The sequence below is a fragment of the Pseudomonas sp. LB3P31 genome (assembly GCF_054897945.1).
On the sequence record NZ_CM142710.1, the window covers coordinates 1,599,001 to 1,623,603 of the forward strand.

16 protein-coding genes are annotated in these 24,603 nt (G+C 60.9%); 6 read left to right on the top strand and 10 right to left on the bottom strand.

Translation table 11 applies throughout. The features are described 5' to 3' along the window. Positions 1-60 precede the first annotated feature (60 nt). The 8 genes from rpsA to mtnA all read right to left on the bottom strand — a co-directional run bounded on the left by rpsA (position 61) and on the right by mtnA (position 12,479). Positions 61-1,755, bottom strand: coding sequence for a 30S ribosomal protein S1 (gene rpsA, locus ACYZTK_RS07180; protein WP_162436111.1), 1,695 nt, complete (start codon positions 1,753-1,755; stop codon positions 61-63). 119 nt (positions 1,756-1,874) lie between these two features. Then, entirely contained in the window at positions 1,875-2,564 is a 690-nt protein-coding gene (gene cmk, locus ACYZTK_RS07185) for a (d)CMP kinase (RefSeq protein ID WP_045060592.1), read from the bottom strand. After that, positions 2,561-4,768 carry a bifunctional prephenate dehydrogenase/3-phosphoshikimate 1-carboxyvinyltransferase gene (locus tag ACYZTK_RS07190; RefSeq protein WP_462014871.1) on the bottom strand — a complete coding sequence of 736 codons (2,208 nt, stop codon included), beginning with the start codon at positions 4,766-4,768 and terminating at the stop codon, positions 2,561-2,563. Before ACYZTK_RS07190 ends, cmk begins: the two co-directional genes overlap by 4 nt. Positions 4,769-4,796: 28 nt before the next feature. Then, positions 4,797-5,909 (bottom strand): histidinol-phosphate transaminase, encoded by a 1,113-nt coding sequence (hisC, locus tag ACYZTK_RS07195; protein WP_462013797.1) that lies wholly within the window; start codon positions 5,907-5,909, stop codon positions 4,797-4,799. Between the two features lie 13 nt (positions 5,910-5,922). Further along, on the bottom strand, positions 5,923-7,017 hold the full coding sequence (pheA, locus tag ACYZTK_RS07200; protein WP_045060590.1) for a prephenate dehydratase: 1,095 nt from the start codon (positions 7,015-7,017) through the stop codon (positions 5,923-5,925). Further along, positions 7,017-8,102, bottom strand: coding sequence for a 3-phosphoserine/phosphohydroxythreonine transaminase (gene serC / locus ACYZTK_RS07205; RefSeq protein ID WP_462013798.1), 1,086 nt, complete (start codon positions 8,100-8,102; stop codon positions 7,017-7,019). Before serC ends, pheA begins: the two co-directional genes overlap by 1 nt. Before the next feature lie 230 nt (positions 8,103-8,332). Then, the gene (gene gyrA / locus ACYZTK_RS07210; RefSeq protein WP_462013799.1) at positions 8,333-10,990 is read right to left on the bottom strand and encodes a DNA gyrase subunit A; all 2,658 of its coding nucleotides are present in this window, start codon (positions 10,988-10,990) and stop codon (positions 8,333-8,335) included. A 412-nt stretch (positions 10,991-11,402) separates the two neighbouring features. Next, positions 11,403-12,479 carry an S-methyl-5-thioribose-1-phosphate isomerase gene (gene mtnA, locus ACYZTK_RS07215; RefSeq protein WP_462013800.1) on the bottom strand — a complete coding sequence of 359 codons (1,077 nt, stop codon included), beginning with the start codon at positions 12,477-12,479 and terminating at the stop codon, positions 11,403-11,405. A gap of 107 nt (positions 12,480-12,586) precedes the next feature. Between mtnA and ACYZTK_RS07220 the strand changes: the two genes are divergently transcribed. The 5 genes from ACYZTK_RS07220 (at position 12,587) to ACYZTK_RS07240 (ending at position 17,575) form a co-directional block, all read left to right on the top strand. Next, positions 12,587-13,921, top strand: a complete 1,335-nt coding sequence (locus ACYZTK_RS07220) for a TRZ/ATZ family hydrolase (RefSeq protein ID WP_462013801.1) — start codon at positions 12,587-12,589, stop codon at positions 13,919-13,921. A 57-nt stretch (positions 13,922-13,978) separates the two neighbouring features. Further along, positions 13,979-14,677 (top strand): bifunctional 2-polyprenyl-6-hydroxyphenol methylase/3-demethylubiquinol 3-O-methyltransferase UbiG, encoded by a 699-nt coding sequence (ubiG, locus tag ACYZTK_RS07225; protein ID WP_095130152.1) that lies wholly within the window; start codon positions 13,979-13,981, stop codon positions 14,675-14,677. Positions 14,678-14,681: 4 nt separating this feature from the next. Next, entirely contained in the window at positions 14,682-15,353 is a 672-nt protein-coding gene (gene mupP, locus ACYZTK_RS07230; RefSeq protein WP_462013802.1) for an N-acetylmuramic acid 6-phosphate phosphatase MupP, read from the top strand. Between the two features lie 179 nt (positions 15,354-15,532). Next, complete coding sequence (locus ACYZTK_RS07235; protein ID WP_462013803.1) at positions 15,533-16,273, top strand: YciK family oxidoreductase; 741 nt, start codon at positions 15,533-15,535, stop codon at positions 16,271-16,273. A gap of 375 nt (positions 16,274-16,648) precedes the next feature. Then, positions 16,649-17,575 (top strand): GGDEF domain-containing protein, encoded by a 927-nt coding sequence (locus ACYZTK_RS07240; protein WP_462013804.1) that lies wholly within the window; start codon positions 16,649-16,651, stop codon positions 17,573-17,575. 45 nt (positions 17,576-17,620) lie between these two features. On the opposite strand, the gene ACYZTK_RS07245 is transcribed toward ACYZTK_RS07240, so the two are convergent. Next, entirely contained in the window at positions 17,621-19,495 is a 1,875-nt protein-coding gene (locus ACYZTK_RS07245; RefSeq protein WP_462013805.1) for an MFS transporter, read from the bottom strand. Positions 19,496-19,603: 108 nt separating this feature from the next. Further along, positions 19,604-20,755 carry a TDT family transporter gene (locus ACYZTK_RS07250; RefSeq protein WP_462013806.1) on the bottom strand — a complete coding sequence of 384 codons (1,152 nt, stop codon included), beginning with the start codon at positions 20,753-20,755 and terminating at the stop codon, positions 19,604-19,606. A gap of 349 nt (positions 20,756-21,104) precedes the next feature. Between ACYZTK_RS07250 and ACYZTK_RS07255 the strand changes: the two genes are divergently transcribed. Then, positions 21,105-24,575: a hybrid sensor histidine kinase/response regulator gene (locus ACYZTK_RS07255; protein WP_462013807.1), complete on the top strand. Its 3,471-nt coding sequence runs from the start codon at positions 21,105-21,107 to the stop codon at positions 24,573-24,575. The last annotated feature ends 28 nt before the right edge of the window (positions 24,576-24,603 follow it).

A 24,603-nucleotide genomic window follows, 5' to 3' on the forward strand; every position in this document is an offset into this window, starting at 1 on the left:
CAAATCGCAGGCACAAAAAAGGGCGACCGAAGTCGCCCTTTTTCTATGGTAGGACAGAACTTAGTTCTGTTTTTCCATTTGTGCACGCAACAGGTCGCCCAGAGTGGTAGGACCAGCAGCAGGTTCCGAAGTCGCTGGCTTGTCGCGCAGGCTTTGGATTGCTTCTTTCTCTTCAGCATCGTCTTTCGACTTGATGGAGAGCTGGATTACGCGGCTCTTGCGGTCAACGCTGATGATCTTGGCTTCTACTTCCTGGCCTTCTTTCAGAACGTTACGCGCGTCTTCAACGCGGTCACGGCTGATTTCGGAGGCTTTCAGAGTCGCTTCGATATCGTCGGCCAGAGTGATGATGGCGCCTTTAGCGTCAACTTCTTTCACGATGCCTTTAACGATTGCGCCTTTGTCGTTCTCTTGAACGTACTCGGAGAACGGATCGCTTTCCAGTTGCTTGATGCCCAGGGAGATGCGCTCGCGCTCTGGGTCAACCGACAGGATAACGGTGTCCAGCTCGTCGCCCTTCTTGAAGCGGCGAACGGCTTCTTCGCCCACTTCGTTCCAGGAGATGTCGGACAGGTGAACCAGGCCGTCGATGCCGCCGTCCAGACCAATGAAGATACCGAAATCGGTGATCGACTTGATGGTGCCGGAAATTTTATCGCCCTTGTTGAACTGGCCAGAGAAATCTTCCCATGGGTTAGATTTGCACTGCTTGATGCCGAGGGAGATACGACGACGCTCTTCGTCGATGTCCAGAACCATAACTTCCACTTCGTCGCCGACTTGTACGACTTTCGAAGGGTGGATGTTCTTGTTGGTCCAGTCCATTTCGGAAACGTGTACCAGGCCTTCAACGCCTTCTTCCAGCTCAGCGAAGCAGCCGTAGTCGGTCAGGTTGGTTACACGAGCGGTAACGCGAGTGCTTTCTGGGTAACGGGCTTTGATAGCAACCCATGGATCTTCGCCCAGTTGCTTCAGGCCCAGGGAAACACGGTTGCGTTCGCGATCGTATTTCAGAACCTTGACATCGATCTCGTCGCCAACGTTGACGATTTCGGAAGGATGCTTGATACGTTTCCAAGCCATGTCGGTAATGTGCAGCAGGCCATCGACGCCACCCAGATCGACGAATGCGCCGTAATCGGTGAGGTTCTTGACGATACCTTTGACTTGTTGGCCTTCCTGCAGGGATTCCAGCAGAGCTTCACGCTCAGCGGAGTTCTCGGCTTCGAGGACGCTACGACGGGAAACGACAACGTTGTTGCGTTTCTGGTCAAGCTTGATGACCTTGAATTCCAGCTCTTTGCCTTCCAGGTGCGTGGTATCGCGCACAGGACGGACGTCAACCAGGGAACCTGGCAGGAACGCACGGATGCCGTTAACGTCGACAGTGAAGCCGCCTTTAACCTTACCGTTGATAACGCCCTTGACCACTTCCTCAGCTGCGAAGGCTGCTTCCAGAACGATCCAGCACTCAGCGCGCTTGGCTTTTTCACGGGACAGCTTGGTTTCACCGAAACCGTCTTCTACCGAGTCCAGAGCAACGTGAACTTCGTCACCGACATTGATAGTCAGATCGCCAGCGTCGTTGTAGAACTGCTCAAGCGGGATGAGTGCTTCAGACTTCAGGCCAGCGTGAACGGTTACCCAGCGAGCTTGGTAATCGATATCAACGATAACACCGGTGATGATGGAGCCTGCCTGAAGGTTCAGGGTTTTTAGGCTTTCTTCAAAGAGTTCCGCAAAGCTTTCGCTCATTTTAATTCCTGAGTATAAGGGCGAAGAATACGCCCATCTCCACATCCCAGACGACGTGGGTTACGTTCAATTAAAGAAGCGCCGCAAGACTAAGACTGGTCCCCTGAAGCGCTTCTTGGTCACCCGGCGATATCGCGGATTGCGATCTCGCTCATGATGCGTTGCAACACCTGATCGATGGATAATTCCGTGGAATCCAGCTGTATGGCGTCAGCCGCCGGCTTGAGCGGGGCCACCGCTCGCTGGGTGTCACGCTCGTCGCGGACACGTATCTCATCTAGCAGACTCGACAGACTAACACCATCGACTTTTCCCTTCAACTGCAAGTAACGACGGCGCGCACGCTCCTCGGCACTGGCGGTGAGAAAAATCTTCAAGGGTGCGTCCGGAAAAACTACCGTACCCATATCGCGGCCATCGGCTACCAGCCCCGGTGCCTCCTGAAACGCCCGCTGGCGCTGCAGCAAAGCGTCGCGCACGGCCGGCAGGGCGGCCACTTGCGAGGCCCAGGCGCCGACTTGTTCGTTGCGCAGATCATCGGTCACGTCATCGCCTTCGAGGATGATGCGTTGCGGATGACCTTCTGTCGCGCCGACGAACTGCACGTCCAGATGAGCGGCCAGCAGCTTCAGCGACTCTTCATTGGTCAGGTCGACACCATGGTTGCGCGCGGCAAATGCCAGCAGGCGGTACAGCGCACCGGAATCCAGCAGGCACCAGCCCAGGCGTTTGGCCAGGATCCCGGCGATGGTGCCCTTGCCCGACCCGCTCGGGCCGTCGATGGTGATGACCGGTGGCTTGATGTTCACGACTGAGCCTCTTGCGCTACGCGGATGCCGACCTGCGCGCACAGCGCGAGGAAGTTGGGGAACGAGGTAGCGACGTTCGCGCAATCATGGATGCGGATCGGCGCCGTGGCGCGCAATGACGCAACGCTGAACGCCATGGCAATCCGGTGATCACCGTGACCGTGCACTTCGCCGCCGCCGATCAGGCCGCCGTCGATGATGATGCCGTCCGGGGTCGGCTCGCATTTGACGCCCAGTGCCAGCAGGCCATCGGCCATGACCTGGATGCGGTCCGATTCCTTGACCCGCAGCTCTTCCGCGCCACGCAGGATGGTACGACCCTCGGCGCAGGCAGCGGCGACGAACAATACCGGGAATTCATCGATCGCCAGCGGAACCAGCTCTTCTGGAATCTCGATACCTTTGAGCTTAGCTGCTCGAACGCGCAGGTCAGCCACGGGCTCGCCGCCGACTTCACGCTGGTTTTCCAGAGTGATGTCCGCGCCCATCAGGCGCAGGATGTCGATGACGCCGGTGCGGGTCGGGTTGATGCCGACGTGCTCCAGCACCAGCTCCGAACCTTCGGCGATCGATGCTGCCACCAGGAAGAACGCCGAGGACGAGATATCGCCCGGTACTTCAATGTGGGTAGCAGTCAGCTTATGCCCGGACTCGACCGAAGCGGTCGCGCCGTTAACGCTCACTGGGTAGCCGAAGCCGCGCAGCATGCGCTCGGTATGGTCACGAGTCGGTGCCGGCTCGGTCACGGTGGTTTTGCCTTCGGCGTACAGGCCGGCCAGCAGCAGGCAGGATTTAACCTGGGCACTGGCCATCGGCATGGTGTAGGTCAGGCCTTTGAGCTTGTTGCCACCGCGAATGACCATCGGTGGACGGCCTTCGGCGGCGGTCTCGATCACGGCGCCCATTTCGCGCAGCGGGTTGGCCACGCGGTTCATCGGGCGCTTGGACAGCGAAGCATCGCCGGTCAGCGTGCTGTCGAAATCCTGGGCAGCCAGCAGGCCGGACAACAGGCGCATCGAGGTACCGGAGTTGCCCAGGTAGATCGGACCCGGGGCAGGCTTCAAGCCATGCAGGCCAACGCCGTGAATGGTCACGCGACCGTGGTGCGGACCTTCGATCACGACACCCATGTCGCGGAAGGCTTGCAAGGTCGCCAGGGCATCTTCGCCCTCGAGGAAACCTTCCACTTCGGTGACGCCTTCGGCAAGGGAGCCGAGCATGATCGAGCGGTGGGAAATCGATTTGTCGCCTGGTACTCGAATCCGCCCAGTCAGGCGGCCACCAGGTTGTGCCAGGAAAATCAGGTCGTTGGAGTTCATAGCGTCCACATAAGCCCGGCGGGCCAGGATTTTACTGAAATGTTCGCGGGCAACCCGGGCGCGAGTGAAGACGCCCAACAGTTGGTGCCCATCCCCTGCATCGACCGCGTCGCGCAAGGCGTCGAGGTCGCTGCGAAATGTATCGAGTGTACGCAGGACAGCTTCGCGGTTGGCGAGGAAGATGTCGTGCCACATGACCGGGTCGCTGCCCGCGATTCTCGTGAAATCGCGGAAACCGCCGGCAGCGTAACGGAAGATCTCAAGATTTTCATTGCGCTTGGCCAACGAATCGACCAAACCGAACGCCAGCAAGTGCGGCAAGTGGCTGGTCGCCGCCAAGACTTCGTCGTGACGTTCGACCTGCATGTGCTCGACGTCGGCGCCCAATTCGCGCCACAGACGATCGACCACTGCCAGGGCTGCCGGATCAGTTTGCTCAAGCGGCGTCAGGATCACTTTATGCCGACGGAACAGCTCGGCATTCGAGGCTTCCACCCCGCTCTGCTCGGACCCGGCAATCGGATGGCCCGGCACGAAACGCGACGGCATGCCGCCAAACGCCGCGGTCGCCGCACGCACCACATTGCCCTTGGCGCTGCCAACATCGGTGAGGATCGCTTGTCCCAGCTCCATGCCAGCCAATTGGGCGAGCATTTTCTCCATGGCCAGGATCGGCACGGCGAGCTGGATCACGTCGGCACCCTGGCAGGCAACCGCCAGGTCTTCCTCGCAGCGATCGACCACGCCCAGCTCTACCGCCAGCTTGCGCGACTGCGGGTCGAGATCGACCCCCACCACTTCGCGGCACAGGCCACTTTCACGCAAACCCTTGGCAAACGAACCACCGATCAACCCCAGGCCGACTACCACCAGGCGCCCGATCATAGGTGCAGCAGATTGCAGTGCAGTGACATCAACCACGAGCCAGAACCTTGGTCAGCGCCTCAAGGAAGCGGCTGTTCTCGGAAGGCAGACCAATAGTGATGCGCAAGTGGTTCGGCATGCCGTAGTTGGCCACCGGGCGCACGATCACGCCTTCGCGCAGCAAGCCCTGAAAAACCGGCGCGGCGACGCGTGCCAGGTCAACGCAGATGAAGTTGCCCTTGGATGGAATCCAGCTCAGCCCCAACGCCTGGAAGCCCGCTTGCAGTTGTTGCATGCCAGCTTCGTTCAGGCGACGGCTTTCAGACAGGTAGTCAGTGTCCTGCAGCGCTGCACAGGCGGCCGCAAGGGCCAGGCTGTTGACGTTGAACGGCTGGCGCACGCGATTGAGCACGTCGGCCACCACCGCAGTCGACAGGCCGTAGCCGACACGCAGCGCCGCCAGGCCATAAGCCTTGGAGAAGGTGCGCGAGACCAGCAGGTTCGGGTAGGCCGCCAGATAATCCAGGCCATCCGGCAGGTCGCTGCCTTCGGCGTACTCGATGTAAGCCTCGTCCAGCACTACCAGCACGTGCTCGGGCACATCCTGGAGAAATTCATCCAGCGCTTCGGCGCCGAACCAGGTGCCGGTCGGATTGTTCGGGTTGGCGATGAAGATCACCCGAGTACTGGCATCGATTGCCGCGAGCATGGCCGTCAGGTCGTGACCCCATTCCTTCGCCGGGATCACTCGCGCTTCAGCGCCCACTGCCTGGGTCACGATCGGATAGACCGCAAACGCGTGCTCGCTGAACACGGCATTCAGGCCTGGCGCCAGATAAGCCCGCGCGACCAGCTCCAGAATGTCGTTGGAACCGTTGCCCAATGTCACCTGGTCAAGCTCGACGCGGCACTGTTCGGCCAGCAGGGTCTTGAGGGCAAAACCGTTGCCGTCCGGATAACGGGTCAGCTCGGCCAGTTCCTGGCGAATCGCTTCCAGGGCCTTGGGACTTGCGCCCAGCGGGTTTTCGTTGCTCGCCAGTTTGACGATGCTGGCCGGATCGATGTCCAGCTCGCGCGCCAGTTCGTCCACGGGTTTGCCCGGAACATAAGGCGAAAGTTGTTGCACGCCCGGCTGTGCCAGAGCGAGGAAGTCACCACTCATTTTGCTATCGCCCTTAGAGAACTGCTTTCGGGTAGGAGCCCAACACTTTGAGTGCCACGGCTTCCTGACTGATCTTTTCCAGCACACCCTTGATCAATGGATCGCGGTGATGGCCGACGAAGTCGATAAAGAACACGTAGGTCCATTTACCGCTGCGCGAAGGCCGAGTCTCGATTCGCGTCAGGTCGATGCCATTGTCATGGAAAGGCACCAGCAGCTCGTGGAGCGCGCCAGGCTTGTTGCTCATGGACACGATGATCGAAGTCTTGTCGTCGCCGGTCGGTGGCACTTCCTGGCTGCCGATCATCAGGAATCGCGTGGAGTTGTCCGGACGATCCTCGATTTTCTCCGCCAGGCGCGTCAGCCCGTAGAGGCCCGCCGCCATGTCGCCGGCAATCGCCGCCGAGTTCCACTCACCCTTGACCCGCTTGGCCGCTTCGGCGTTGCTGGAAACCGCCACGCGCTCGACGTTCGGGTAATGCGCGTCCAGCCACTTGCGGCACTGGGCCAGGGACTGGGCGTGGGAGTAGATGCGGCTGATGCTGTCGGTCTTGGTGTTTTCACCCACCAGCAGGTGGTGGTGGATGCGCAGCTCGACTTCACCACAGATCACCATGTCGTGTTCGAGGAAGCTGTCGAGGGTGTGGTTGACCGCGCCTTCGGTAGAGTTTTCCACCGGGACCACGCCAAAATTCACCGCACCCGCCGCGACTTCACGGAACACTTCGTCGATCGCCGCCATCGGCTTGCTGATCACGGCGTGACCAAAGTGCTTCATGGCTGCGGCCTGGGTGAAGGTGCCTTCAGGGCCGAGGTAAGCCACTTTCAGCGGCTGCTCGAGGGCCAGGCACGAGGACATGATTTCGCGGAACAACCGCGCCATCTCTTCGTTGCCCAGCGGCCCCTGGTTACGCTCCATCACGCGCTTGAGCACCTGGGCTTCGCGCTCAGGACGATAGAACACCGGCACTTCGCCTTCGGCCAGCGAGGCCATCTTTACCCGCGCAACTTCCTGGGCGCAGCGAGCACGCTCGCTGATCAGCTCCATGACCTTGGTGTCCAGGGCGTCAATGCGAACGCGCAGTGCCTTGAGTTCTTGCTCAGACATTAGCCATGTTCCTTCTCGAACTCTGCCATGTACGAAATCAGTGCGTTGACCGCAACGATGTCGACGGCGTTATAGATGGAGGCGCGCATGCCGCCCACGGAACGGTGACCCTTGAGGTTCAACAGGCCACGTTCTTCGGCGCCGACCAGGAACGGCTTGTCGAGACGGTCGTCCGCCAGGCGGAACGGTACGTTCATCCACGAGCGGTCCGATTTGTTGATCGGGTTGCTGTACAGGCCGCTGGAGTCGATGAATTCGTACAGCGTGCGCTGTTTCACTTCATTGAGCTTGCCGATGGCTTCGACGCCGCCCTGCTCTTTGAGCCACTCGAACACCAGGCCGGACAGATACCAGGCCAGGGTCGGCGGAGTGTTGTACATCGAGCCGTTGTCAGCCGCGACCTTGTAGTCGAGCATGGTCGGGCACAGGGAACGCGCGCGACCCAGCAGGTCTTCGCGAACAATGTTGACGACGATGCCGCTCGGGCCGATGTTTTTCTGCGCGCCGGCGTAGATCATGCCGAAGCGCGAGACGTCCATCGGGCGCGACAGGATGTCCGAGGACATGTCGGCCACCAGCGGGACGTCACCGGTTTCCGGGATCCACTGGAATTCCAGGCCACCGATGGTTTCGTTCGGGGCGTAGTGCACGTAAGCGGCGTCTTTGGACAGCTGCCATTCGTTCTGGCCGGGAATGGCGAAGTAGTCGTAAGGCTTGGCGGTGGCGGCGACGTTGACGTGGCCGTAGCGCGACGCTTCTTCAATGGCTTTCTGCGACCAGATCCCGGTGTCGATATAGTCGGCGGTGCCGCTTTCCGGCAGCAGGTTCAGCGGAATCTGCGCGAATTGCTGGCTGGCGCCACCTTGCAGGAACAGCACTTTATAGTTGGACGGGATATTGAGCAGATCACGCAGATCCTGCTCGGCCTTGGTGGCAATGGACACGAACTCATCGCTGCGATGGCTCATTTCCATGACCGACAGGCCTTTGCCGTGCCAATCAAGGAGTTCGCCCTGAGCGCGCTTCAGGACAGCTTCAGGAAGCGCCGCAGGACCGGCACAGAAGTTATAGGCTCTCTTGCTCACATCCAATCTCGCTCTGATTTGGTGGTATCACGCAATAAATCTGAAAACTCGAAATCCTGTAGGAGCTGTCGAGTGAAACGAGGCTGCGATCTTTTCCTGGATCCTACAAAGCAAGATCAAAAGATCGCAGCCTCGTTTCACTCGACAGCTCCTACAGGGTCCTACATTCCATATTCAAACAGGAGAAACAAGAAGGGGGCGAATTTTCATCCGCCCCCCTGTGTGTCCGCTTATTCCTGCGGTTCTTCGTCGGCTGCGGCGTCGAGTTGCTGGTCTTCGGCAACGTCGTCGATCACGACCTCACCGTCGAACACTGCACCTTCTTCACCTTCTTCGAGCTCTTCGCCTTCGACTTCCGACGGTTCCTGAACCCGCTCCAGGCCTACCAACGTTTCATCGCTGGCCAGCTTGATCAGGGTCACGCCCTGGGTGTTACGACCCAGGCTGGACACTTCGTCAACACGGGTACGAACCAGGGTGCCCTGGTCGGAAATCAGCATGATCTCCTCGCCATCGAGCACCTGCACCGCACCAACGAGACGGCCGTTGCGATCGTTGCTGACCATGGCGATGACGCCCTGACCGCCGCGCTTGTACTCAGGGAACTCGCTGATCGCTGTACGCTTGCCGTAACCACGGGCGGAAGCGGTAAGGATCTCGCTGCCTTCTTCCGGGATCAGCATGGAAATCAGCTTCTGCCCTTCCGGCAGACGCATGCCGCGCACACCACGGGCGGTACGGCCCATGGCACGCACGTCGGATTCCTTGAAGCGCGTGACCTTGCCGCCGTCGGAGAACAGCATGACTTCACGCTCGCCATCGGTGATCGCGGCAGAAATCAACACGTCGCCTTCGTCCAGCTCCAGCGCGATCAGGCCGACGCTGCGTTGACGGCTGAAGGATTCCAGCGGGGTCTTCTTCACGGTGCCTTTGGCGGTCGCCATGAAGATGAAGTGACCTTCGGTGTATTCCTCGACCGGCAGCATGGTGGTGATGTATTCATCACTGTCCAGCGGCAGCAGGTTGACCAGCGGACGACCACGGGCAGCGCGGGACGCTTCCGGGATTTCGTAGGTTTTCAGCCAGTACACCTTGCCCTTGCTGGAGAACAGCAGGAGTGTGGTGTGGCTGTTGGCGACCAGCAGGTGAGCGATGTAGTCCTCATCCTTGACGCCGGTTGCCGACTTGCCTTTACCGCCACGACGCTGGGCCTGGTACGCAGCCAATGGCTGAGTCTTGGCATAACCGCCGTGGGAGATGGTCACGACGCGCTCTTCTTCCGGGATCATGTCACCCAGGGTCAGGTCGAGACGGGCATCGAGGATCTCGGTGCGGCGCACGTCGCCGTATTCGGCGCGGATCACTTCCAGCTCTTCGCGGATGACTTCCATCAGGCGCGTGGCGCTGTTGAGGATGCGGATCAGCTCGCCGATCTGGTTGAGAATCTCCTGGTACTCGGCCAGCAGTTTCTCGTGTTCCAGGCCGGTCAGGCGGTGCAGACGCAGTTCCAGGATGGCTTGCGCCTGTTCCGGGGACAGGAAGTACTTGCCTTCACGCAGACCGTATTGCGGGTCCAGGGTCTCTGGACGGCACGAATCGGCACCGGCACGTTCAACCATCGCGACCACGGCGGAAGATTCCCACGCCATTTTGATCAGCGCTTCCTTGGCTTCCGACGGAGTCGGCGAAGCCTTGATCAGGGCGATGACCGGGTCGATGTTCGACAGGGCAACTGCCTGGCCTTCCAGGATGTGGCCACGCTCACGGGCTTTGCGCAGTTCGAATACGGTACGACGGGTAACGACTTCGCGACGGTGGCGAACGAAGGCTTCCAGCAGGTCCTTGAGGTTCAGGATGCGTGGGCGGCCGTCGATCAGCGCAACGATGTTGATGCCGAATACCGCTTGCAGCTGGGTCTGGGCGTAGAGGTTGTTGAGGATCACCTCAGGCACTTCGCCGCGACGCAGCTCGATCACGACGCGCATACCGTCTTTATCAGACTCGTCGCGCAATTCGGTGATGCCTTCCAGCTTCTTCTCTTTGACCAGCTCGGCGATCTTCTCGATCAGGCGAGCCTTGTTCAACTGGTACGGCAGTTCGGTGATGACGATCTGCTGGCGGCCACCGACCTTGTCGATGTCCTCGATCGTCGAGCGGGCACGCATATAAATGCGGCCGCGACCGGTACGGTAGGCTTCGATGATACCAGCGCGACCGTTGATGATCGCGGCGGTCGGGAAGTCCGGACCCGGGATGTATTGCATCAGCTCATCGATGGTCAACTCGGGGTTGTCGATGAGGGCCAGGCAACCGTCGATGACTTCACCGAGGTTGTGTGGCGGGATGTTGGTCGCCATGCCCACGGCGATCCCGCTGGAGCCGTTGACCAGCAGGTTGGGAATACGGGTCGGCATGACCGCCGGGATCATTTCGGTGCCGTCGTAGTTCGGCACCCAGTCCACGGTTTCTTTATGCAGGTCAGCCAGCAGTTCGTGCGCCAGCTTGGTCATGCGCACTTCGGTGTATCGCATGGCCGCGGCGTTGTCGCCGTCCACCGAACCGAAGTTGCCCTGGCCGTCTACCAGCAGGTAGCGCAGCGAGAATGGCTGCGCCATCCGAACGATGGTGTCGTACACCGCGGTATCACCGTGCGGGTGATACTTACCGATCACGTCACCGACAACACGGGCAGATTTCTTGTACGGCTTGTTGAAGTCGTTACCCAGCTCGCTCATCGCGAACAGCACACGCCGGTGCACGGGCTTCAAGCCATCGCGCGCATCCGGCAGTGCCCGCCCGACAATTACGCTCATCGCGTAGTCGAGGTAGGACTGCTTCAGCTCGTCTTCGATATTGACCGGGAGGATTTCTTTGGCCAGTTCGCCCATGAGAAGCCTGATTCCTTTTTCTGGTGAAACCTCGTCACATCCATATGGGACGAACGAAGCTCGCCGCTGCAGGCTGAGTGCCATGCACCGACTTACGACAAATCAACGAGTTATGCCATGGATCTGCGCAGTAAAGGCAGCCACATCGGGCTACCTTGGAAACCGCCGAATGTTATCACAAGAGCCGCCACGCACCTATCCCCCTAATGCGCATGGAGTGTAGTTAGTTGACTGGTGGCGGGCTTGAAGGGGACGAGAGAGGCTCAGAGCTGCGAACAGCTGGCTAAATTCGCATTTTTCACTTGCAAATACCGACCTGTAAGAGCTGCCGAAGGCTGCGATCTTTTGATCTTTAAAATCAAGATCAAAAGATCGCAGCCTTCGGCAGCTCCTACATTGGATCGCGCTGGCTTTAATGCAGCCGCTTACGGCACATCAACTGCGCCATCTTCGCCGTGTCCGGACGCTCAACGATGCCCTTCTCGGTCACGATCGCGTCAATCAGATCCGCCGGCGTCACGTCGAACACCGGATTGAACGCATCGACATCCGCCCCGACCCGCTTGCCGCCGACTTCCAGCAATTCGCGCCCGTCGCGCTCCTCGATGGGAATGTCATCGCCGCTGGCCAGGTGCATGTCAATCGTCGAGCTCGGCGCCACGACCATGAAGCGCACGCCGTGGTGCATGGCGTTGACCGCCAGCTGGTAGGTGCCGATCTTGTTCGCCACGTCACCGTTGGCGGTGATCCGGTCGGCGCCGACGATCACCCAGGTGATGCCCTTGGTCTTCATGATGTGCGCAGCGGCGGAGTCGGCGTTGACTGTCACCGGAATGCCTTCATTGGCCAATTCCCAGGCAGTCAGCCGCGAACCTTGCAGCCATGGTCGGGTTTCATCGGCGTAGACGCGCTCGACCATGCCTTCGATGAACGCTCCGCGAATTACGCCGAGCGCCGTACCAAAGCCGCCGGTGGCCAGTGCGCCGGTGTTGCAGTGGGTGAGGATCGCCTGGGCGTTGCCCTGGTGCTTGCGGATCAAGTCAACGCCCAGCTGCGCCATGGTCAGGTTGGCTTCGCGATCACTTTCATGAATGGCCAGCGCTTCGGCTTCCAGCGCAGCCAGCGGATCTGCCTGACTCTTCAGGCGATCAAGCCGGTCATGCATGCGACCCAGGGCCCAGAACAGATTGACCGCAGTCGGACGAGAATCAGCCAGCAGGGCGAAATCCTCTTCCAGCGCCGCATACCAGTCGCCACCTTCGGCAATCCGGGTGCGGGCTGCCAATACGATGCCATAAGCCGCACTGATGCCAATTGCCGGGGCACCTCGCACCACCATCGAACGAATCGCCTCGGCCACACCTGCCGCGCTGGTGTAGGCAATCCAGGTTTCCTCAAACGGTAAAACGCGCTGATCCAGCAGGTACAGGGCGCCATCACGCCAATCGATGGCCTTCACTTTCTCCGCAGCCAACAGTCGATCGCGCATCCCTCACCCCGCACTCATGAACAAAGCCGCCGATTATAGCGATCCCCCCGCCAAGACGCTCGGGTATACTTCGCCATCCTTAACAAAAGCTCTGGAACCGATCTTCGATGCCGAACACTGCCGCTGCGCTCGACCTGTTATTGCTGCCGACCTGGCTGGTACCCGTCGAACCCGCGGGCGTTGTGCTCAAGGAGCATGCACTTGGCATCCGCGACGGCCGCATCGTCTTTATCGGCCCGCGCGACGCGGCATTGAAGCTTGAGGCCCGCGAAGTTCGTGAATTGCCGGACATGCTGCTTAGCCCCGGCCTGATCAATGCCCATGGCCATGCGGCCATGACACTGTTCCGCGGCCTGGCCGATGACCTGCCGCTGATGACCTGGCTGGAAAACCACATCTGGCCGGCGGAAGCCAAGTGGGTCGACGAAGACTTCGTGCGCGACGGCACCGACCTGGCCATTGCCGAGCAGATCAAAGGCGGCATCACCTGTTTCTCTGACATGTACTTCTTCCCGAAGGTTGCCAGCGAGCGGGTGCACAACAGCGGGATTCGCGCGCAGATCGCCATTCCTATCCTCGACTTCCCCATTCCTGGCGCCAGCACGGCGGACGATGCCATTCGTCAGGGCGTGGAGCTGTTTGGCGATCTCAAGCACCACGAGCGCATCAAAATCACCTTCGGCCCCCATGCACCCTACACCGTGGGTGATGAAAACCTGGAAAAAATCCGGGTCATCGCCGAAGAGCTGGACGCCTCGATCCACATGCACGTGCATGAAACCGCATTCGAAGTGCAGCAGTCGGTTGAACAGCGCGGCGAACGCCCGCTGGCCCGCCTTGCTCGCCTGGGCCTGTTGGGCCCGCGTTTCCAGGCGGTGCATATGACCCAGATCAGCGATGACGACCTGCAGTTGCTGGTAGAAAGCAATACCAACGTTATTCACTGCCCGGAGTCGAACCTCAAGCTGGCCAGCGGGTTTTGCCCGGTGGAGCGTTTGTGGCAGGCCGGGGTCAATGTGGCCGTGGGTACCGATGGCGCGGCCAGCAACAATGACCTGGACCTGCTGGGCGAAACCCGCACCGCCGCGTTGCTGGCCAAGGCCGTCGCCGGTTCGGCCACCGCCCTGGACGCGCATCGCGCATTGCGCATGGCCACGCTCAACGGTGCCCGGGCGCTGGGGATCGATGCCGAGGTCGGCTCGCTGGAAGTTGGCAAGGCTGCGGACATCGTCGCCTTCGACCTGTCTGGCCTGGCGCAACAGCCGGTCTACGACCCGGTTTCGCAGCTTATATATGCCACCGGTCGCGACTGCGTGAAACACCTCTGGGTCGCCGGCAAACAATTGCTCGACGACCGCAGGCTGACCCGCCTTGACGAGGAACAGCTGTGCGCCACCGCCAAGGCCTGGGGCCAGCGCATCAGCGGCCACACCGAATCGTAAGTCCCCCGGAACAGCTTCCGGGGCTACAGGATTTTTCAAGTTTTAGAGGACTGAACCATGAGCAACGTCGACTACGCCGAAATCGCCAAATTCGAAGCCCTTGCCCATCGCTGGTGGGACCGCGAAAGCGAGTTCAAACCGCTGCACGACATAAATCCGCTGCGGGTCAACTGGATTGACGAACGCGTCAACCTGGCCGGTAAGAAGGTGCTCGACGTCGGTTGCGGCGGCGGTATCCTTAGTGAAGCCATGGCCCAGCGCGGCGCGACCGTGATGGGTATCGACATGGGCGAGGCTCCACTGGCGGTTGCCCAGTTGCACCAGCTGGAATCGGGCGTCACCGTGGAATACCGGCAGATCACCGCCGAAGCCCTCGCCGAGGAAATGCCTGAGCAGTTCGATGTGGTCACCTGCCTGGAAATGCTCGAGCACGTGCCGGACCCTTCCTCGGTCATCCGCGCCTGCTTCCGCATGGTCAAGCCGGGCGGCCAGGTGTTCTTCTCGACGATCAACCGCAATCCGAAGGCGTACCTGTTCGCCATCGTCGGCGCTGAATACATCATGAAGCTGCTGCCGCGCGGCACCCATGACTTCAAGAAATTCATCCGCCCATCCGAACTGGGTGCCTGGAGCCGCATGGCGGGGCTGACGGTCAAGGACATCATCGGCCTGACCTACAACCCGCTGACCAAGCACTACAAACTGGCCTCCGACGTGGACGTCAACTACATGATCCAGACCCTGCGCGAGGAATAAGCCGATGCGTATCAGAGCGGTCCTTTTCGACATGGATGGCACGCTGCTCGACACCGCGCCGGACTTCATCGCCATTTGCCAGGCCATGCTGGCCGAGCGCGGCCTGCCGCCGATCGATGACAAACACATCCGCGACGAGATCTCCGGTGGTGCCAAGGCGATGGTCGCAGCGACCTTCTCCATGGACCCGGAATCACCCGGCTTCGAAGAGCTGCGCCTGGAATTCCTCGAGCGCTACCTCCAGGGCTGCGCGGTGCACAGCAAGTTGTTCGACGGTATGGGCGAACTGCTGGCCGACATCGAGAAAGCCAACCTGATCTGGGGTGTGGTCACCAACAAGCCGCTGCGTTTTGCCGAACCGATCATGCAGCAGCTGGGCCTGGCAGAGCGCTCAGCACTGCTGATCTGCCCGGATCATGTGAAGAACAGCAAACCGGATCCGGAACCGTTGATCCTGGCCTGCAAGATGCTCGACCTGGACCCGGCCAGCGTGTTGTTCATTGGCGACGACCTGCGCGACATCGAGTCTGGGCGCGATGCCGGAACCAAAACGGCGGCGGTTACCTATGGCTACATCCATCCGGATGACAACCCGCGGCACTGGGGTGCGGATGTGGTGGTGGATCATCCGCTGGAATTGCGCAAGGTGCTCGATAGCGCGCTTTGCAGCTGCTGAGAGCGGGCTTCGGACCCTGGGAATGTGGCGTGAATGCTGACGCCTTCGCGGGCAAGCCCGCTCCCACAGGGTCCCGATGCCGGGCACAAATTGTGTGAACACTCTCGATCCTTGTGGGAGCGGGCTTGCCCGCGAATATCCACGCCGCAATCTGTTTTTTGTTTTAGCCGAGGTTTTTTATGTTTGATTATTCCGCCCGTCCCGACCTGCTCAAGGGCCGGGTCATCCTGGTCACCGGCGCTGGCCGGGGTATCGGTGCTGCCGCTGCCAAAACCTACGCCGCCCATGGCGCCACCGTGTTGCTGCTGGGCAAGACCGAGGCCAACCTGACCCAGGTCTACGACGAGATCGAAGCCGCAGGTCAGCCGCAACCGGCTGTTATTCCGTTCAACCTGGAAACCGCCCTGCCCCATCAATACGATGAGCTGGCAGCGATGATCGAAACCGAGTTCGGCCACCTCGATGGCCTGCTGCACAACGCCTCGATCATTGGTCCGCGTACACCGATCGAACAGCTGTCGGGCGAAAACTTCATGCGAGTCATGCAAGTCAACGTCAATGCCATGTTCATGCTCACCAGCACCCTGCTGCCATTGCTCAAGCTGTCCCAGGATGCGTCGGTGGTGTTCACCTCCAGCAGCGTCGGACGCAAGGGCCGGGCTTACTGGGGCGCCTACGGTGTTTCCAAGTTCGCCACCGAAGGCCTGATGCAAACACTGGCCGACGAAGTCGACACGGTTGCCCCGGTGCGCTCCAACAGCGTCAACCCGGGTGCGACCCGCACCAGCATGCGTGCCCAGGCTTACCCTGGGGAAAACCCGCTGAACAATCCGACGCCTGAGGAGATCATGCCGGTCTATCTCTACCTCATGGGCCCGGACAGTACCGTTGTCAACGGGCAGGCTTTCGACGCCCAGTAACACCGCACGTCGCTTCGCGTGCCGCGCCGGCTTCCCGCCGCGGCACGCACCAGGTGATGCAAATGAGCTTACTGTTAGTCAAACAACTGCCGCTCAAATCGCCTCGCGCAGGCTTTTTCGCTACCAACCCCATGATTTAAAAGCTGTTTTATTCGAATGAACCGAATGGCATGAGTTTCGCTCTAATTTTGCTCAGACACGCGAGTGAAAGCATTTAGGGGCAGGGCTCCAGTCGATAGGTTACTAATCGTCGACAAAGCGGACTAGACTTGGCGCATATGTCCTACGGGACTGATGGACCAGTACGACGCGCAGCCCAAAAGCCGCTCTCACCCAGCTTGTAAGACAGTCTTACTGCTCAGGGGCGCATGCCATATGAAATCACCTTCCCAGACCAACGCAATTGACTTCGACAGTGCCAAATTGCAACGCCTGGGCTTTGGTCAGCAGCCCCGGATTCTGGAAAGGCCCGTCAGTCTTGCGCAAGTACGCCAGCAACTGGTTTTGCAGCTGCAAACCAGTCTGGAGCCACAACGCATACTCGGGCTGTTTTTCCGCGAGATCCAGCGACTTGTCCCGCTCGACGCCCTGAGCTACCAGCACAAGGCCAGCGATCTGCGTCTGGAATTCGGCCAGCGCGGCCATCACTCCATCAGCTACAGCCTGAGCCATGAAGGCGAGCACCTGGGTGAGCTGACGTTCCGCCGCAACCAGCGCTTCACCGAACAGGAACAGGGCAACCTCGAATCACTGCTGTCGGCGCTGCTGTTTCCGATGCGCAACACCCTGCTCTACCGCGCCGCCACCCAGAGTGCCCTGCGTGACCCGCTGACGGACACCGGCAACCGCGTGGCCATGGACCAGACACTGCAGCGGGAAATCGACATGTCGCGGCGGCACTTGCAGCCACTGTCGCTGTTGATGCTGGACATCGATCACTTCAAGCGCATCAACGACAGCCACGGACACAGTGCCGGCGACGACGTGCTCAAGGCCGTTGCTGCCTCGATCAAGGGCCAGCTGCGCAATGTCGACATGGTGTTCCGCTTCGGCGGTGAAGAGTTCCTGATCCTGCTGTCGAACACTGGCCGTGAAGCGGCGGCCATGATCGGCGAACGCCTGCGCTTTGCCACCCAGGCCGGGCAATACTCGGCGGACGGCCAACCTATTGAACTGACGGTCAGCCTCGGCTGCTCGACCTTGCTGCCCGGCGAATCCGCCGAGAGCCTGCTGCGTCGGGCCGACAGCGCGCTGTATGTGGCCAAGCGCGAGGGTCGCAACCGGTTGGCGATGGCCGGCTGAGTTCACCTGCGGGCACGCTGTTCAGGCGGCCCGCCGGGAACTTAATCAGCGCACTGTGCCGCGCAACTCGCCCACCTGACTTTGCAGAATGGCCGGCGTAGCCGCCTCCACAGGCACTGCAGCCCCCGCCACCAGAGTTACCCGCGACCACAATCGGCGAAACAGCCCTTTGCCCGGGTCGCGACTGAAGAAACTGCCCCACAGCCCCTGCAGCGCCAGCGGAATCACCGGCACCGGCGTCTCTTCGAGAATGCGCGTCAGGCCACCCCGAAACTCGTTGATTTCGCCATCGGTGGTCAACTTACCCTCCGGAAAGATGCACACCAGTTCGCCATCCTTCAGGTACTGGGCGATGCGCTTGAACGCCTTCTCGTAGATCTGGATATCTTCCTGGCGCCCGGCGATCGGGATTGTGCCGGCGGTGCGGAAGATGAAATTGAGCACCGGCAGGTTGTAGATCTTGTAATACATCACGAAGCGAATCGGCCGGCGCACCGCCCCGCCTATCAGCAAGGCATCGACGAAAGACACGTGGTTGCACACCAGCAATGCCGCGCCCTCGTCGGGAATCAACTCCAGGTTGCGATGTTCGACGCGGTACATGGAATGACTGAGCAGCCAGATCATGAAGCGCATGCTGAACTCGGGCACGATACTGAAAATGTAGGCATTGACGCCGATGTTCAGCAGCGAAACCACCAGGAACAGCTGGGGAATCGACAGCTCGATCACACTCAGCAAGACGATCGAGACAATCGCCGACACCACCATGAACAGCGCATTGAGGATGTTGTTGGCGGCTATCACGCGCGCCCGCTCATTCTCGGCGGTGCGCGACTGGATCAGCGCATACAGCGGCACGATGTAAAAACCGCCGAACACGCCGAGCCCGAGGATGTCGATCAACACCAGCCAGGTGTGGGCAAAGCCCAGCACTTCGATCCAGCCGTGGCCGGTGACGCTGTCCGGAATCCCTCCGGAGTGCCACCACAACAGCAGGCCAAACACGGTCAAACCGAACGAACCGAACGGCACCAGGCCGATCTCGACTTTACGCCCCGAGAGTTTTTCGCAGAGCATCGAGCCGAGCGCAATGCCTACCGAGAACACGGTGAGGATCAGCGTCACCACGGTTTCGTCGCCGTGCATCCATTCCTTGGCGTAGGCCGGGATCTGCGTCAGGTAGATCGCTCCGACAAACCAGAACCACGAGTTGCCGACAATCGAGCGCGACACCGCCGGAGTCTGGCCCAGGCCCAGCTTCAGGGTGGCCCAGGACTGGCTGAAGATGTTCCAGTTCAGGCGCATGTGCGGTGAGGAAGCGGCAGCCCGCGGAATGCTGCGGCTGGCGAGGTAACCGAGAACGGCAATGCCGATAATCGCGGTCGAGACGATGGGCGCGTAGTGACTGGACGACATCATGATGCCGGCGCCAATGGTCCCCGCAAGGATCGCCAGGAAGGTGCCCATTTCCACCAGGCCGTTGCCGCCGACCAGTTCTTCTTCGTGCAAAGCCTGGGGCAGAATGGAGTATTTCACCGGCCCGAACAGCGCCGAATGCGTGCCCATGGCGAACAGCGCCAGCAGCATCAGCCACAGGTGGTCGAACATGAACCCGACCGCGCCCACCGCCATGATGGCGATCTCCCCAAGCTTGATCAGGCGGATCAGCGCGTCCTTGGCGAACTTCTCGCCGAACTGTCCGGCCAGCGCCGAGAACAGGAAGAACGGCAGGATAAACAGCAATGCACACAGGTTGACCCAGATCGAGCGATCGCCATCGATGGTCAGCTTGTAGAGGATGGCGAGGATCAGCGACTGCTTGAAGATGTTGTCGTTGAAGGCCCCGAGGGACTGTGTGACAAAAAAAGGCAGGAAGCGCCGGGTGCGCAGCAAGGTGAACTGTGAGGGATGACTCATCTTCCGTGTGTCCCTGTTGTGGGGTAGAGAGTGGGTAGCGAGTGGCGTGGATACAGTACTTGGAATGCCGAATCGCGCTCCAGGCCACACATTACCTGTCTCCTTTGTTTATTTCCTTAAACCTGCAATGCACGGCGAAACAAACAGCTCGCCCCGCCACGCGCCTTGCACCGTGCGCTTGCTGACGATAAGCCACATCACTGCGAGCAATGCCACCAGCAGGCAGCCAAACACGCTGAAGAAGGTCAGGTGCAAGGTGCTGGCCAGTTTCAACGTTGCCAGGGCATACACGCCCAGGGGAAAAGTGAAGCCCCACCAGCCGAGGTTGAACGGTATGCCGGCGCGCAGATAGCGCACGGTGATCAGCAGTGCAATCAGCATCCACCACAGGCCGAAGCCCCACAGGGTGATCCCGGCGATCAGGCCCAGGCCGGCGGCGATTTCGCCGATGCCGTTCATACCATTCGCAGCGAAGATTGCCGGCGCGTCGCCGCCCAGCAACAACATGCCCAGGGCACCGGTACCGATGGGGCCCAGTGCCAGCCAGCTTGAAGCGGCCATGTTTTCATGGGGCAGTTTATGCAAGGCCATGCGCAGCATCAGAATGGTCAGGATGCTGAAGGCCACTGGCAGGGAGAATGCCCACAGCACGTAGCTGGTCACCAGCACCACCAACTGCGAATGCGCGTCGCCCAGGTGCGGTGCGAGCAGGCCACCGCTAGCCGCCGCGACTTCTGCCGCGACCACGGGCAACAGCCAGACTGCAGTCATCTGGTCGATGCTGTGCTCCTGGCGCGTGAACATCATGTAAGGAATCAGCACCCCGCACGCCAGCGCCATCGCCACGTCCAGCCACCACAGCACCTCGGCGAGCTGGATCACGCCATCGCCCCAGCGTGGCAGGCCGAACAGCAGGAAGCCGTTGATGATCGTCGCCAGGCCCATGGGGATGGTGCCGAAGAACATCGATACGGTGGAGTGGCCGAAGATGCGTCGCGCCTCGTCGAAGAACAGCACCCAGCGTGCGGCGTACAGCGCGCTAAACAACACGAACAGCCCGATGTTGAATAGCCACAGGGCTTCGGCTGCAACGCGCAAACTGGGAATATTCAGGGGCAACTGAGTGAGCGCCAGCGCCAGGACGCCGGTGCCCATGGTGGCGGCGAACCAGTTCGGCGTGAACTGGCGGATGACTTCGCGCGGGTGCTGCAAATGACTGAAAGGTCTGAAGCCTGGTTTTGCGATAGTGGTGCAGGTCATGGCGAACTCCTGTCCTCTGGTGAGGTAGAACTCATGGTAGAACCGAATCGAATATCTATATAACGGGTAATATCTCTAACTGTTATCGGTATTATAGATATAAACCGTATCGGCCTCATCGCGAGCAGGCTCACTCCTACAGGTGTGTCAGCCGCCGCCAATCGTTGTGGACGCTGTAGGAGTGAGCCTGCTCGCGATGGGGACCATTCAGACACCAAACATTCCACGGGCCAAACACCCTGCGACACCCCACCACGCCTCGACCTTGGTCGACACTGACTATCCCCCTCCATCGTGCGAGACTGTCTGACCGGGCTGGAGTCCCGGATGTCTTTGCCCTGGAGTTCCCATGCCGCTGTCCACCGGGCTGATCGCCGCCGTCGCCCTGGCCTATATGGCCATCATGTTCGCCATCGCCTTCTACGGCGACCGGCGCGCCACGCCGCTGCCGCCGCGCGTGCGAGCCTGGGTCTATAGCCTGTCGCTCGCAGTCTATTGCACCAGCTGGACATTCTTCGGCGCCGTCGGCCAGGCCGCCGAACAGCTCTGGTCGTTCCTTCCGATCTACCTCGGACCGATCCTGCTGCTGGTGTGTGCGCCGTGGGTCCTGCAGAAGATGGTGATGATCAGCAAGCAGGAGAACATCACCTCGATCGCCGACTTCATCGCCGCCCGTTATGGCAAATCGCAGTCCCTGGCGGTGGTGGTGGCGCTGATCTGCCTGGTCGGGGTGTTGCCGTACATCGCCTTGCAACTCAAAGGCATCGTGCTCGGCGTGAACCTGCTGATCGGCGCCGGGGCCGACGCCATGGGCGTGCGGGCCCAGGATACGGCGCTGATCGTGTCCCTGGTGCTGGCGCTGTTCACTATCGTGTTCGGTACGCGCAACCTCGACGCCACGGAACACCACCGCGGCATGGTGCTGGCCATTGCCTTCGAATCGCTGGTCAAGCTGTTCGCCTTCCTCGCCGTGGGCGCGTTCGTCACCTTCGGCCTGTACGACGGTTTTGAAGACCTGTTCGACCAGGCCAAGCTGGCGCCGCGCCTGGAAGAATACTGGAAGGAAACGATCAACTGGCCGTCGATGATCGTGCAGACCGGCGTGGCGATGATGGCGATCATCTGCCTGCCACGGCAGTTCCACGTCACCGTGGTGGAAAATATCGATCCGCAAGACCTGCGCCTGGCCAAGTGGGTGTTTCCCGCTTACCTGGCGCTGGCGGCATTGTTTGTCGTGCCGATCGCCCTGGCCGGGCAAATGCTGTTGCCCAGCTCGGTGCTGCCGGATTCGTTCGTCATCAGCCTGCCGCTGGCCCAGGCGCACCCTGCCCTGGCATTGCTGGCCTTTATCGGCGGCGCTTCGGCGGCGACCGGCATGGTGATCGTGGCCAGTGTGGCGCTGTCGACCATGGTCTCCAACGATATGTTGTTGCCGTGGTTGCTGCGGCGTAACAATGCCGAGCGCCCGTTCGAAGTATTCCGCCAATGGATGTTGTCGGTGCGCCGCGTCAGCATCGTGGTGATTCTGCTGCTGGCCTATGTGAGCTATCGCCTGCTGGGCTCGACCGCGAGCCTGGCAACTATCGGCCAGATCGCGTTCGCCGCCGTCACCCAACTGGCCCCGGCCATGCTCGGTGCGTTGTACTGGAAACAGGCGAACCGCCGCGGCGTGTTCGCCGGCCTCGCTGCCGGCACCTTCCTGTGGTTCTACACGCTGGTTCTGCCTATCGCCGCGCACAGCCTGGGCTGGTCGCTGCATACCTTCCCGGGCCTGGCCTGGCTGCAGGGCAACCCGCTGGACCTGCCGATCACTCCGCTGACCCAAGGCGTGGTGTTGTCGCTGGTGGGTAACTTCACGCTGTTCGCCTGGGTCTCGGTGCTGTCGCGCACCCGGGTGTCGGAGCACTGGCAGGCCGGGCGTTTTATCGGCCAGGAGATCAGCGCCCGCCCCAGCGCACGCTCGATGCTGGCGGTGCAGATCAACGACCTGCTGGAACTCGCCGCACGTTTTGTCGGCGAGGAACGCGCTCGCCAGAGTTTCATCCGCTTCGCCTATCGTCAGGGCAAAGGCTTCAACCCGAACCAGAACGCCGATGGCGAGTGGATCGCCCACACCGAGCGCTTGCTGGCGGGTGTGCTAGGCGCCTCTTCAACCCGCGCAGTGGTAAAAGCGGCCATTGAAGGTCGCGAAATGCAGCTCGAAGATGTCGTACGAATCGCCGACGAAGCCTCCGAAGTCCTGCAATTCAACCGCGCATTGCTGCAAGGTGCGATCGAGAACATCACCCAGGGCATCAGCGTGGTCGACCAGTCGCTGAAGCTGGTGGCGTGGAACCGGCGTTACCTTGAGCTGTTCAATTACCCGGACGGTTTGATCAGCGTCGGCCGGCCGATTGCCGACATCATTCGCCATAACGCCGAGCGCGGCCTGTGCGGTCCGGGCGAAGCTGAAGTGCACGTGGCGCGGCGCCTGCACTGGATGCGCCAGGGACGCGCCCATACCTCCGAGCGCTTGTTCCCCAACGGCCGGGTGATCGAACTGATCGGCAACCCGATGCCCGGCGGCGGCTTCGTCATGAGCTTCACCGACATCACCGCGTTCCGCGAGGCCGAGCAGGCGCTGACCGAAGCCAACGAAGGCCTGGAGCGTCGGGTGACCGAACGCACCCACGAACTGTCGCAACTCAACGTTGCGCTGACCGAGGCCAAGGGCACGGCCGAGTCCGCCAACCAGTCGAAAACCCGCTTCCTGGCCGCTGTCAGCCACGACCTGATGCAGCCGCTGAATGCCGCACGGCTATTCTCCGCCGCCCTCTCCCACCAGGACGACGGCCTGTCCGCCGATGCGCAGAAACTGGTGCAGCACCTCGATACATCGCTGCGCTCGGCCGAAGACCTGATCAGCGACCTGCTGGACATTTCCCGCCTGGAAAACGGCAAGATCAACCCCGATTCGCAGCCGTTCGAACTCAACGAACTGTTCGACGTGCTCGGTGCCGAGTTCAAGGCGCTGGCCCGGGATCAGGGCCTGAAGTTCCGCGTGCGCGGCAGCACGCTGCGGGTCGACAGCGACATCAAATTGTTGCGCCGCATTCTGCAAAACTTCCTCACCAACGCTTTCCGCTACGCCAAAGGGCCGGTGTTGCTGGGCGTTCGGCGACGCAAGGGCGAGGTGTGCCTGGAGGTCTGGGACCGCGGCCCGGGCATTGCGCAAGACAAACTGAAGGTGATTTTCGAAGAGTTCAAACGTCTCGACAGCCATCAGACCCGTGCCGAGAAAGGCCTGGGGTTGGGGCTGGCGATTGCCGACGGGTTATGCCGGGTGCTTGGCCATAGCCTGCAAGTGCGCTCCTGGCCGGGGCGCGGCAGTGTGTTCAGTGTCAGTGTGCCCCTGGCACGAGCGCAAACCGCGCTGCCGGTGAAAGCTGCGGAGCTCAACGGCAAGCTGTTGAGTGGCGCCCAGGTGCTGTGTGTCGATAACGAAGACAGCATTCTGATTGGCATGAACAGCCTGCTGACCCGCTGGGGGTGTCAGGTCTGGACTGCGCGTAATCGTGATGAGTGTGCGGCGTTGCTCAGCGAGGGGATGCGTCCGCAACTGGCACTGGTGGATTACCACCTGGACGATGGCGAAACCGGAACCGACCTGATGGCCTGGCTGCGCACCCGCCTGGGCGAGCCGGTGCCGGGCGTGGTGATCAGCGCCGATGGCCGCCCGGAGATGGTGGCGCAGGTGCATGCGGCGGGGCTTGGGTACCTGGCGAAACCGGTGAAGCCGGCGGCGCTGAGGGCGTTGTTGAGTAAACATTTGCCCCTGTAACAGCCAGATCAAGAGATCGCAGCCTTCG

Bases quoted from the DNA above. Each gene is read 5' to 3' on its own strand.
- ACYZTK_RS07235 (WP_462013803.1), top strand. From the start codon at position 15,533: ATGTTTGATTATTCCGCCCGTCCCGACCTGCTCAAGGGCCGGGTCATC.
- gyrA (WP_462013799.1), bottom strand. From the start codon at position 10,990: ATGGGCGAACTGGCCAAAGAAATCCTCCCGGTCAATATCGAAGACGAG.
- ACYZTK_RS07250 (WP_462013806.1), bottom strand. From the start codon at position 20,755: ATGACCTGCACCACTATCGCAAAACCAGGCTTCAGACCTTTCAGTCAT.
- mtnA (WP_462013800.1), bottom strand. From the start codon at position 12,479: ATGCGCGATCGACTGTTGGCTGCGGAGAAAGTGAAGGCCATCGATTGG.
- rpsA (WP_162436111.1), bottom strand. From the start codon at position 1,755: ATGAGCGAAAGCTTTGCGGAACTCTTTGAAGAAAGCCTAAAAACCCTG.
- ACYZTK_RS07240 (WP_462013804.1), top strand. From the start codon at position 16,649: ATGAAATCACCTTCCCAGACCAACGCAATTGACTTCGACAGTGCCAAA.
- mupP (WP_462013802.1), top strand. From the start codon at position 14,682: ATGCGTATCAGAGCGGTCCTTTTCGACATGGATGGCACGCTGCTCGAC.
- pheA (WP_045060590.1), bottom strand. From the start codon at position 7,017: ATGTCTGAGCAAGAACTCAAGGCACTGCGCGTTCGCATTGACGCCCTG.
- hisC (WP_462013797.1), bottom strand. From the start codon at position 5,909: ATGAGTGGTGACTTCCTCGCTCTGGCACAGCCGGGCGTGCAACAACTT.
- ACYZTK_RS07255 (WP_462013807.1), top strand. From the start codon at position 21,105: ATGCCGCTGTCCACCGGGCTGATCGCCGCCGTCGCCCTGGCCTATATG.
- ubiG (WP_095130152.1), top strand. From the start codon at position 13,979: ATGAGCAACGTCGACTACGCCGAAATCGCCAAATTCGAAGCCCTTGCC.
- ACYZTK_RS07220 (WP_462013801.1), top strand. From the start codon at position 12,587: ATGCCGAACACTGCCGCTGCGCTCGACCTGTTATTGCTGCCGACCTGG.
- ACYZTK_RS07245 (WP_462013805.1), bottom strand. From the start codon at position 19,495: ATGAGTCATCCCTCACAGTTCACCTTGCTGCGCACCCGGCGCTTCCTG.
- ACYZTK_RS07190 (WP_462014871.1), bottom strand. From the start codon at position 4,768: ATGATCGGGCGCCTGGTGGTAGTCGGCCTGGGGTTGATCGGTGGTTCG.